The organism is Mycobacterium sp. 852002-51057_SCH5723018 (assembly GCF_001667035.1).
GTDB lineage: Bacteria > Actinomycetota > Actinomycetes > Mycobacteriales > Mycobacteriaceae > Mycobacterium.
The window spans coordinates 25,987-36,954 of record NZ_LZIR01000019.1 but is presented as its reverse complement, the minus strand read 5'-3'; the positions used below and the strand labels follow the sequence as shown (position 1 = coordinate 36,954).

Here is a 10,968-nt window from a genome sequence, read left to right as displayed (position 1 = left end):
GTGGCGGTGGGGGCGGTAGCACCGCTGGTGGCGGGGCATTTAGAGCGGCCCTCTTGGCCGCCAACCGGTTCGCGGCGTCATGGCGGATGGACCGCCGCTGCGGATCCGGGTCGTTGTTGCCGAAGAAGCAGGTATGCGGCGCGGCGTCGACGATGGCCACCGCGCTCGCATAACGTTCCTCGGCGCGTGCGCGGTCTCCTGCCGCCGCGGACCGGTCGCCCTGAGTTTCGCGGACCAGCTCGAGATTGACTCGCACCGGGCAGGATTGGGTGGCGTCCGTGCGGGCAAGGGCGGCGGAGAAGTAGGTGTCGGCATCGCCGAGCCGGCCGTCGAGCACGGCGGCGGCGCCCGCGGCGAAGGGCGCCCTCGCCGGTTCCACCACGTTGGCCACGCCGAGGACCGCCGCATCGGCTCGCACCGCGTTCCCGTCACCGCGCGCGAATGCCGAGGCAGCCGAATTGCCCGCCACCACAACGGAAAGCAGTTTGATGATGACCACCAGCGCGACGACGGTCAGCGGGGCTGAGTAGATCAGCAGCCGCCGCCGCAGCCGCAACCGCGCCGGTCCGCGCGTCATGATGTCAAGTCCCGTCGGGCGATGCGGCCGCGTCGGAACTCACGCACCGAGAGGTAGATCTCGCTGAGCAACAGCCCCGCTGCCAGCAGCGCAGGTAGCCAATACAGCTCGCTCCGTTCGCCAGTGTCAGCCCCAGTACCGGTGCCGTGCGGCAGCTCCAGCCGGAGCGGCTGACTGGGATCCCTGTGTAGGTAGTGCACGCCGAGTTGCCCTGCGATTCGCCGCAATTCGGCTTCGTCGATCGCGTCGCTGCGCCCGTAGCCGAGCACCGCTCCGCCGGCCACCGATCCGCGCATGAGGTCGAAGTCGCCCTGCGGCGCGCGCGACCCGGGCGCGCCGGAACCGAAGTAGACCACGACGTTGCGCGAACCCGGATATTGCTGCGCCGCTTCGATCAGCTGGTATCGCAGCAGATTGCCCGCCGCGTTCGCGTCCACGTCCGAACCTGCACTTTGGGAGCTCAGCGCCGCGATTGTCGGGCGCAGACTCCAGACGTCCCCGGACAGCGGCCAATTCAGCGAGGCCCGCGAGGCGAAGCCGATGACCGCGAACCGTGCCGCCGGGTACTGCTTGATCAACGCGGCGATGTCGTCGCGAATCCCCGCGATCCGCGGTTCACCGGCACCATAATCCTCGACGCCCGAGTCGGCCGACCGGTCGACGACGACGAACACGTTGAGGTTTTCACCGATCGCTGGCGTCGCGTCGTAACGGTTTTCGTTGCCGCGAAGCGCCGGGCGGGTGGTCGCAGCGATGATCAGAAAAACCGCCAGAGTCACGCCGCTCCACCGCAGGACCGCTCGGCCACGCGTGCGGCCCGCCGTATTCGACAGCAGTACCCGCCACAGCGCCACCAGGCGGGCCAGGGCAAGCGCGCCGGCGACGACGGCCAGGATCGCCCAGGGCAGCACGGGCTCAAACGTCATCGGCGCAACACCAATAGGGCCACCGAGAGCACGGCCGCCGACAGCAACGCGATCACCAGCGGCACCACCGGCGCATCCTGGAAGTCCGCTGTCACGACGGTGCCGTCGGCTCTGCGCGCCGGCGGGGCGTGCGCCCGAATCTCGTTGAGTGCCTTATTGATGGCCCCAGTCACCGATCTCGGTCCCGGCACGAGGTACCGGCCGCCGGTCTGCTCGGTAAGCGCGATCAATGCGCCACTCGCGGACGACGGAGCCGTGTCGACCACGTTGACCTGGGCCCCGGCCCGTTCGGTCAGGTCCCGCACACCATTGTCGTTGAACAGTGCGGCCCGCGAGTCCCCGGCACGGAGATCCGGGGGTCCGAGGTAGATCACCGAGCGCCGGTGCGTGCCGCGCTTGTCGATGGGAGGGAATCCTGAGATACACAGCGCCAGAAGGTCGTTCACGGTCGCCGCGTAGTCCGTGTAGGGCACCGGTGGGGCGAACGACGCCGACTGTGCCGCACGCGCCTGGGCGTACTCGCCGAATCGCGCCGCGGCGTACTGATGGTCGCGCGTCAGCGGCACCAGACGGCGGTTGACCGATGTCAGGCCGATGCGTTGGCCCAGAGGGGACGTGGTGGCCTGCCGCGCGAAGTAGTCCAACAGGTCGGCCGTCGCCGGATCGGTTACCGGTTGTCCGACACACAGCATGATGTCCTCGGGGTGAGCGACGTCGAAATCCTTGCTCGCCACGGTCGGACGGGCCGCAGCCCAGGTGGCGGCGCCGAACATGACCGTCAGTACCACCAAGGTGACAACCGTTGACAGCGACCGCAGCCGGGCCACTTTCGCGTACTCAGGCAACCGGGTCAGCCGTTCGACGTTGGCCAACGGACGCAGCCGCCTGCGTGCAGCGGTCATGGGTAGCAACGCGGCCAGCGCGACGGCTGCGACGAAGCACGCGGATCCGAGGGCCACGACCGGCCACCACTTCAGATCCACGAGCGGATCAACTCCTGCGCCCGAGCGCTCATGTCGGCTACGTCGACCCGTGCCTCCGCGTTGAACTGCCCGTCACCGAGGCGGGCCAGCAGCGGCGCGGCCGCGGCCAAGTTCACGTCGGCCAGGGCGCCGACGTGCAGGTACTGGGCCCGCACGCCGGTCGCTTGATGCAGAAAGCTGCGCACAGTACGACCGATCGCCGCACACGCCGCCGGCGCCGACATCCGCCCGGCGTCGTGCTCGTCTGCGATGCCCTGCACGCAGCGAGCAAACCGATTGCGAATCAACCAGGCGTGCACTCGCCGCGCGACGGGGATCCGCCGCAACCGATGTGACGGCAGCGTCCACACGAAAACGCCTGCATACCAACCAATGACGGCGAGGACCAAGAGCAGGGCCCACACCAGCCACCACGAAGAGTAGGGCTGCGGACCGAATACATGGCGCAGCAGGTCATCCGGCACGAGCGGTCACCTCGGTTAGGCGGACGAGTTCACGCCGAATGTCATTGCTGCCAGCGATAGTGGCGTGGGGAATCGTGTGACCGGTCATAAATGCATCGAGCCGATTGCGCCGATCCCGCTCGGCGCGGCGGTAAGCGGCGACGACCCGCGGGCCGAGGTCGGCTCCATTCAGGACAAAGCGACCGGTGGCGACGTCGTACCCGTCGGTGTTGTCGGGCCCCACCGCGGGCATATCCGACACCATCGCCCACATGATGTCGTGGCGCCCGCTCAGTCTGGCGAGCACGGCGCTGAGCCGGTCGTCGACTTCAGGTTCGTCGGACACCACGATGATCAGCATGGTGTGTCGGTAATGCGTTGCGACGTACTCAAGTTGGGTGGTGACGTCGCTGGGGCCGGGGTCGGTCGTGGAGTGCTGGTACCAGCGGTGCAGTAGTCCCTCGATGTGCGACTCGCCGCGCCGCTGGGGGATATTCACCGAGCCGCGGCGGTCGCCGTAAACCGTGCCGATTTGATCGGATCGCCGTAGGCCGATCAACCCCACCGCACCCATGATGTGCGCGGCGATATCGCGTTTGTACTCCCCGCTCGGGGCGAGCGCCGACATGTTGCGACCGGCGTCGGCGACGAGCAGGATCTTGTGGTGCTTTTCGGAAACGAACCGTTTGATGAGCACGCCGCCCGAACGCGCGGAGGCCTTCCAGTCGATGTCACGGACGTCGTCGCCGGGAACATACGGGCGTAAGTCATCGAATTCCATGCTGCGCGTATGCAATAGCGCGTAGCGTCCGCCTTCGAGCAGGCCACGGGTATCGGTGCCGAAATGAGCCTTCGCCCGGTTGAGGTGCTTGCCCAAGATGGCCTTCTGGCGCCTCAGGGCACCCGGACGGCCCGTAGCGCGGCGTCGATGACGACCTCGGGCGTGATGTCGGCGCTGGCGGCTTCGAATCCCAGGATGAGCCGGTGCCGCAGCACCCGGTGTGCGAGCTTCGCGATGTCCTCGGGCAGCACGTGCGCACGCCCGGACAACACCGCCTGCGCCCGGGCCGCCTTGCAGAACGCGATCGTGGCCCGTGGGCTGGCACCGTACTCGATCAGACGCGCGATCTGCTTGGGCAACGCCCGCGTGGGGTGGCGGGTGGCGTCGACCAGTTGGCTGGCGTAGAGCATCAGCGCGCGATCCATGTGGACGTGGCGCACCACGTCCTGCAGGCGCAGCACGTCGTCAAGGCTGACCACCGGTGCGGTGGGCCTGCCCTTGTCATAGATGCCGGCGTCGATCCGCGACATCACTTCCACCTCCTCCTCCGGGGAGGGGTAGCGCACGACCTCCTTGAGTAGGAAGCGGTCGGTCTGCGCCTCGGACAGCGGGTAGGTGCCTTCCTGGTCGACGGGGTTCTGGGTGGCGATGACCAGGAACGGATCCGCGAGGGGGTGCACCTGCCCGGCGATCGTGGTCTGGCGCTCCTCCATCGCCTCGAGCATCGCGCTCTGGGTCTTCGCACTGGACCGGTTGATCTCGTCGAGCAGCACGATGTTGGCGTGCACCGGACCTAGTTGGGTGATGAACGAGTTGGTCGCCGAGTCATAGATCTGGGTTCCGATGATGTCGCTGGGCAGCAGGTCGGGCGTGCACTGGATGCGATGGAAGCGGCCGTGAATCGATTCGGCGAGCACCTTGGCGGCGGTGGTCTTGGCCAGGCCGGGCACGCTTTCGAGCAAGATGTGGCCGCCCGTGAGCAGCCCGATCAGCAACGACTCCCTCAGGTCGCGCTGCCCGACGATCTTGGCTGTGAACGCCTCGGAGATGGCGTCTACGATCCGGCGGATGGCGTCGAGTTCGCGCTGATCCGGTTGTGTTCGAGCTGTAGTCATATGCCCGCTGGGATACCCGGGCGCCGATTTTTGACACGTCGGCGCGCCTCTGGGCTCGGCGCTTTGACGACGCGGGCAGTGTTAGCGGCATCGGCCTCACCTCAAGACATCGCCCTGACCACCCTCGACGGCAAGCCGACCCCGTTAGCCGAATTGTCTGACGGCGCAACGCTGATCGTGAACGTAGCCTCCAAGTGCGGACTCACTCCGCAGTACACAGCATTAGAGAAGCTGGCCAGTACGGAGGCGTAGTAGACCGTGTCGGCCATCGACAGGGAGTCGCCTGCGGTGGAATCGGTTCAAGACCGTTGTCCAACAGCTGATGCATCGGGGTACCGGCTGACCGCCATCGTCGGCGAAGTCCAGCTCGAGGCGTGCTCACGCCATTCAGCGCTGGCCTTGCGCATCAGTCCGACGATGCGGCCGATCAACCAGCACCCGCTGACCGTCCCGCCACTGAACGACGCGAATCTGATGCCCGGTTTGCACGCCGGTGACCGGGTCGACACGAAACCGACCGAACAAGGTAGTGGTATCGAGTCGTTGTGACGCGGCCAGCACCGGCAAGGATGCAACAGTGCCGGCCTCGTGCACGCAGCGCTGCCAAACGACACCCGCAGCGAAGGCCGCGGCAGCCGGATAGGGCGGCTCAGTACTGTTCGCGTCCCTGTAACAACGGCTGAACCACTTGCTGTTAGGCCCGTCTACGGGATGATCTGTCCCGTCGTTAAACCACTGGCACGGTCCGTAAAGCCGCTCAACGAGATCACCGATGGCATGCCGGAGCTCATCGACCCCCGCCGCCACCAATCCAACTGCACGCCAACGGCGTTCGCTCCCCCACTGCGCGATGGCGACGTCGTCGTCGAAGGAACCGGCCGATAACAGCACATCGCCCGCCGGGACGTGCGCCAGCACGTCTCTCACCCGGCCTGGCCGAAAAGTGACCGACCGCCGCCGCAGACCAAGTCGACGCGCAGCCATCGCCGCCCCTTCGGCCACCTCGCGGCCGAACCCCGTGTCGACATGCACTATTACCACCTTCGCCCGCTCACCAAGACCGTCGGCCACAAGCGTTTCGAGCACAGCGGCCAGATAGCGGTAAGCGGGAGACGACACGTTGACGACACGCGGATGCGCCGGGCGCGCCAGCCGGCCGGTGGCGCCCCCGTGGTTCCAGACGATCCCTTTGCTGGCGGCCACGCCCGCGAGCGCGGGCCCCGAACCGTAGGGCCCGAACACCACGTCGGGCCGGCCAGCCTCGGCGGCCCGTAGCGCGGATGCCGCGGAAGGGTAAGCGTCGATGACCTCCAGGCTTACTCCGGAACGGTCGGCCCAGAGAGCAAGGGCGCTCGCTCCTGCTTTCCCGAATCTGGCCAGCGGCCCCGACACAGGGGTAACGAGGACGGCGCGAGCTGCCACACCCACAAACATAAGCGAGTCGAACAACCGCGAGCTGACCATTGCCAACACCCGCACGCGTACTGGATCGTTCGGGTTCGTCCGCCGCGACGGTCGGAAAGTACACCGGCGGCCGCCGGTGCCCTCCCGGTTGTGCCGATTCATGGAATTCCGCGCCGCGACTGCGGCAGATCTCGCCATGTCACGACAATGCGTAATTGCCCTGTGCGGCAAGAGATTAACGTCTCCGCGGCGCGGTCAACCCGAGCAGATCTGATCCGTTCTCAGGCGTGCGCGACGACAAAGAAGTGTTGGTCTTCACATTCCTGGTTTCTGTCAATAAAGTTATCGGTCCGAGCCGCCCCGTTTACCTGATGGGAGCCGCAAATGTCGACTTTGCTGATCGCAGCACCTCAGGCTTTGGCCGCGGCGTCGGCGGATTTGACCGGAATCGCCGAGGCGATCAGGGAGGCGGCCGCGGCGGCGGCCCCGGCGACCACGGGAATTGAGGCGGCGGCCGCCGATGAGGTGTCGGGCGCGATCGCGCGGTTGTTCGGCAGCTATGGGCAGGCTTATCAGGCTCTCGGCGCGCAGGCGGCGGCGTTCCAGGAGCAGTTCGTACAGGCATTGAGCGCGGGTGGGGACTCATACGCCACCGCCGAGGCCGTGAACGGATCGTTGCTGCAAGCCCTGGGGCTGCAGCCCCTTGAGCAAAGCCTGCTAGCCGCCATGAACGGGCCAGCTCTGGCACTGACCGGGCGCCCGCTGATCGGCAACGGCGCCAACGGTGCCCCCGGGACCGGGGCCAACGGCGGGGCCGGGGGCTGGTTACTCGGTGACGGCGGGGCCGGCGGCTCAGGCGCGGCTGCTGGCAACGGCGGCGCTGGCGGGTCCGCGGGGTTGATCGGCACCGGCGGGGCCGGCGGGACCGGAGGCAGCGGCGGCGGAGCCGGCGGTCCAGGCGGCCAAGGCGGGTTGCTGTTCGGCACCGGCGGAGCCGGCGGGCCCGGCGGGTTCGCGCCCGTCGGAACCGGTGGAGCCGGTGGCCCCGGCGGGGCCGGTGGGTTGTTCGGCGCCGGCGGCGCCGGCGGAGTGGGCGGGTTCGCGTTGTCCGGGACCGGTGGAGCCGGCGGCACCGGCGGCACCGGCGGACTCCTCGGTGCGCTGGTCGGCGCCGGCGGCGGCACCGGCGGGGTCGGCGGAGCCGGGGACACCGGCGGTGCGGGCGGGGCAGGCGGGCCCGGCGGCTCGCTGGCCGGTGCTGGCGGCGCGGGCGGCACCGGCGGGTTGGGTGACGTGGGGGGCGGCGGTGCCGGCGGGCCCGGCGGCGCGGCCGGCCCCCTGTTCGGTAACGGCGGCCCAGGCGGCACGGGCGGCGTCAGCTTTTCCGGCAACGGTGGGCCCGGCGGGGTCGGCGGCCACGCCGGTTGGCTGGGCTCCGGCGGCTCGGGCGGGGCCGGCGGCAACAACTTTGGCAACGGCACCGGCGGCCACGGCGCGGCCGGCGGTGACGCGGGCCTATTCGGCTTCGGCGGGGCCGGTGGCGCAGGCGGGTTCGCGTCGGCCGGGGCCGGTGGGGCCGGCGGGCCTGGCGGTACCGGTGCCCTGTTGGTCGGCAACGGCGGCGCTGGCGGGGCGGGCGCGCAGGGCGCCGCCGGCTTCGCCGGCGGGAGCGGGGGGAACGGCGGCAGGGCCGTGCTGCTCGGTCTGGGCGGGACCGCCGGGACCAGCGGGCTCGGTACGCCGGCGGGCGGCAACGGCGCCAACGGGCTGTTGCTGCCGGCGGCGGCGCTCAACGTGGTCAACGCGCCCAGCCTGGCGCTGACCGGGCGCCCGCTGATCGGCAATGGCGCTCCCGGCGCCGCGGGCAGCGGGGCGAGTGGGGGGCCCGGCGGGTGGCTGCTCGGTGACGGCGGGGCCGGTGGCTCCGGCGCGAACGGCCTGCCCGGCGGGCCGGGTGGCCCCGCCGGGTTACTGGGCGCCGGCGGCGCCGGCGGGGCCGGCGGGTTCGGGGCGTCTGGCCCCGGCAGGGCCGGCGGCATGGGCGGAAGTGGCGGGTGGCTGTTCGGTAATGGCGGCCCGGGCGGTGCGGGCGGAGTCGGCGCCGCCTTCGGGGCCGACGGGGACGGCGGCAGCGGCGGGGCCGGCGGCCCCGGCGGATTCTTCGGCTCCGGCGGCGTCGGCGGCACCGGTGGGTTAACAGGTCAGTTAACCAGTGGTTTGCGGCCCGGCGCCGGTGGACCGGGCGGGGCCGGAGGATTGCTCGGTGGGCTCGTCGGCGCCGGCGGCGGCACCGGCGGGGTCGGCGGCGCCTCCATACAATCCGACGGCGGGTCCGGCGGACCCGGCGGCAGCGGCGGCCCGCTGTTCGGTATCGGTGGGCCCGGTGGCGACGGCGGCGCCAGCAGCCAGGGCACCGGTGGGACCGGCGGGACCGGCGGCGCCGGCGGCACGGTGTTGGGCACCGGCGGGTCCGGTGGACCCGGCGGATCGATACTTGGAACCGGGTCGGCTAGCAGCGGTGGCGGCGCGGGCGGGCCCGGCGGCACCGCCGGCTGGCTGGGCTCCGGCGGTGCCGGCGGCCCGGGCGGCACCGCGGCAACAACCTCAGGACCGGTCCCCGGCGGCCCGGGCGGCGTCGGCGGCAGCGCGACGTTTGTCGGCGGCGGCGGGGGGGGCGGGCCCGGCGGATTCGCCCAAACGGGCCCCGGTGGGGCGGGCGGCCACGGCGGGACTGGCGGGGCGCTGTTGGGGAATGGCGGCCCCGGTGGGGCCGGCGCGGACGTCGCCCCCACCTCGCCCTACAGCGGCGGAGACGGCGGGAGTGGCGGCAGTGCAGGCCTGCTCGGCGACGGCGGCAACGGCGGCAACGGCGGCAACGCCGCGACCGTCGCGCTGCTGGGCGGCCCCGGCACAGTGGGGACCGGCGGGCTGCTGCTTGGCCGAAACGGCATCCCCGGATTGCCGATGAGCCAGAACTTGCTCGTCAACTCGGGCTTCGAAATCGCCGACCCGTCCGGGTCGGGCTACAGCTCGGTGACCATTCCGGGCTGGACGGTGACCGGCACCCCGACCGTGATCTCCTACGGCACCCCGCGCGGCTATCCGTTGCCCGTCTCGTTCCCGTTCCCGGACCTGCCCGGTTTCCTGGGCTTTCCCGGCACCCCGCCCCTGGGCGGCGGCAACAATTTCGCCGGCGGCGGACCGGTGGGCACATCCACCATCAGCCAGACCGTCAACCTCGCCGCCGCTTCCGGCAAAATCAACGCCGGCACAATGCCGTACACGCTGAGTGGAATGCTGGGCGGCTACCTTGTCGACCCGTCCTCGACCTCGGTGCAGGTCACCTTCCTCAACGCCAACGGAGTCGCTCTGGGAAGCGGGTCGATCGGGCCCGTCACGGCGCTAGATCGCCTGGGAATCACCGGGTTCCAGGCGCGTGACATCTCCGGGACGATCCCGGCGGGCACCACCAAAGCCGTGGTGACCGCGACCTTCGCCGACCACAACCCGATCCTGGGCAACTACAACGACGCCTTCGTCGACAACCTGTCGTTCACCGTCGGCGATCCCAGCCTCACCCCGGCGCCGCTCACCGTGCCGACGTCCCACGTCGGCCAACTGGATCATGTGTTCCTGATCTACATGGAAAACCATGGCGTCGGCGACATTCTCGGCAGCCCCAACGCGCCCTACATCAACGCCCTGATCAACACCTACGGATACGCGAACAACTACTACGCGCTGGGCCACCCCAGCGACCCCAACTACTTCCGGATCCTGGGCGGATCGGACTTCGGCATCGACTACAACCCGCCCCCGAACTCCATCAACGCACCCAGCCTCATGCAAGAAATGGATCAGACGGGCGTCACGTGGGCCGGCTACGCGCAGAGCATGCCTTACCCGGGCGCCATCGTGTCGTCGGGGGACTACAGCGTCGACCAATTACCGTTTGCAACTTTCAACTACGTCTATGGCAACCCCAACCCCACCTACCTGCCGACGCACCTGCTTCCGCTGACGCAGTTGGGTGCCGATCTGCAGAACCCAATCACCGCACCGCATTTCGCGTGGCTGGCCGCCAACGAGGCCAACAACATGGAAGGCCCTGTCAGTTCTCCTACTGACATTGCCCACTTCCTTGGCAGCCAGCTCACGACCCACCAATACAACGTCGCGGCCGGCGACCAGTTCGTCCAGCAACAGGTTTCCACCATTCAGGGCTCGAACACCTGGACGGACCCGACGCAGAGGGACGCGATCATCATCACGTGGGACGAGGACTACAACAACCTGTCACTGGGCATCGGTAACCAAGGCAACCACGTTCCGATGATCGTCATCCCGAACCAGGGCGCCGTGACACTCGGCGGGATGCAATCCGGGCACTTCATCGCCACCGGCCGCTACGACGAATACGGCCTGATGGCCACTCTGGAAGACGCCTTGAGTCCTACGCCGGGAGCTCTGGTTCCCCTGACTGCCAACGACATGTACGCCCAACCCATGAACGAATTTTGGAGGAGCTGATAGCCTGTCCCGGTTGGCGCGGGGCCGCTCGAAGCTGATAGTCGGAACCAGCCTGTGGGACAAGCACATTCATTAGATGCCCTTATCCACGTCGGTTTGACAAGGGTGCCGGACCATCCACTCATGGCACCCTTGTTGCAGCCGCCTCGGCGCAACTGTCAACCATCAGCCGAAACACTGTCGGGCAGGTCTCGTCTTTCTTCGCATAA

Annotated in this window: 8 protein-coding genes and 2 pseudogenes; 3 read left to right on the top strand and 7 right to left on the bottom strand. The window is 69.2% G+C overall.

Going from position 1 to position 10,968, the window contains the following annotated elements:
• The 6 genes from A5764_RS04915 to A5764_RS04890 all read right to left on the bottom strand — a co-directional run.
• On the bottom strand, positions 1–577 hold a 577-nt coding region (locus A5764_RS04915), incomplete at its 3' end, for a hypothetical protein (RefSeq protein ID WP_197501210.1).
• Positions 574–1,503, bottom strand: coding sequence for a vWA domain-containing protein (locus A5764_RS04910; protein WP_067109461.1), 930 nt, complete (start codon positions 1,501–1,503; stop codon positions 574–576). The genes A5764_RS04910 and A5764_RS04915, both read right to left, overlap by 4 nt.
• Positions 1,500–2,462 carry a hypothetical protein gene (locus tag A5764_RS04905; RefSeq protein WP_231989613.1) on the bottom strand — a complete coding sequence of 321 codons (963 nt, stop codon included), beginning with the start codon at positions 2,460–2,462 and terminating at the stop codon, positions 1,500–1,502. Before A5764_RS04905 ends, A5764_RS04910 begins: the two co-directional genes overlap by 4 nt.
• A gap of 14 nt (positions 2,463–2,476) precedes the next feature.
• Positions 2,477–2,950 (bottom strand): hypothetical protein, encoded by a 474-nt coding sequence (locus tag A5764_RS04900; protein ID WP_067109455.1) that lies wholly within the window; start codon positions 2,948–2,950, stop codon positions 2,477–2,479.
• A complete protein-coding gene (locus A5764_RS04895) occupies positions 2,940–3,806 on the bottom strand; it encodes a DUF58 domain-containing protein (protein WP_067109452.1) in 867 nt (288 codons plus the stop codon). The genes A5764_RS04900 and A5764_RS04895 overlap by 11 nt, the downstream gene beginning before the upstream one ends.
• A 17-nt stretch (positions 3,807–3,823) precedes the next feature.
• Positions 3,824–4,825 carry a MoxR family ATPase gene (locus A5764_RS04890; protein WP_067109450.1) on the bottom strand — a complete coding sequence of 334 codons (1,002 nt, stop codon included), beginning with the start codon at positions 4,823–4,825 and terminating at the stop codon, positions 3,824–3,826.
• A gap of 78 nt (positions 4,826–4,903) precedes the next feature.
• Here A5764_RS04890 and A5764_RS27200 point away from each other — a divergent pair.
• Positions 4,904–5,062: pseudogene (locus tag A5764_RS27200) on the top strand (glutathione peroxidase); the annotation flags it as partial.
• Positions 5,063–5,212: 150 nt separating this feature from the next.
• On the opposite strand, the gene A5764_RS27195 reads toward A5764_RS27200, so the two are convergent.
• A complete protein-coding gene (locus A5764_RS27195) occupies positions 5,213–6,247 on the bottom strand; it encodes an ABC transporter substrate-binding protein (protein ID WP_197501209.1) in 1,035 nt (344 codons plus the stop codon).
• 366 nt (positions 6,248–6,613) lie between these two features.
• On the opposite strand from A5764_RS27195, the pseudogene A5764_RS29805 reads away from it, so the two are divergent.
• A pseudogene (locus tag A5764_RS29805) lies at positions 6,614–8,788 on the top strand (PE family protein); the annotation flags it as partial.
• A 405-nt stretch (positions 8,789–9,193) separates the two neighbouring features.
• Positions 9,194–10,759 carry an alkaline phosphatase family protein gene (locus A5764_RS29985; RefSeq protein WP_369807274.1) on the top strand — a complete coding sequence of 522 codons (1,566 nt, stop codon included), beginning with the start codon at positions 9,194–9,196 and terminating at the stop codon, positions 10,757–10,759.
• Positions 10,760–10,968: the final 209 nt, after the last annotated feature.

Bases quoted from the DNA above. Each gene is read 5' to 3' on its own strand.
- A5764_RS29985 (WP_369807274.1), top strand. From the start codon at position 9,194: ATGAGCCAGAACTTGCTCGTCAACTCGGGCTTCGAAATCGCCGACCCG.
- A5764_RS04890 (WP_067109450.1), bottom strand. From the start codon at position 4,825: ATGACTACAGCTCGAACACAACCGGATCAGCGCGAACTCGACGCCATC.
- A5764_RS04910 (WP_067109461.1), bottom strand. From the start codon at position 1,503: ATGACGTTTGAGCCCGTGCTGCCCTGGGCGATCCTGGCCGTCGTCGCC.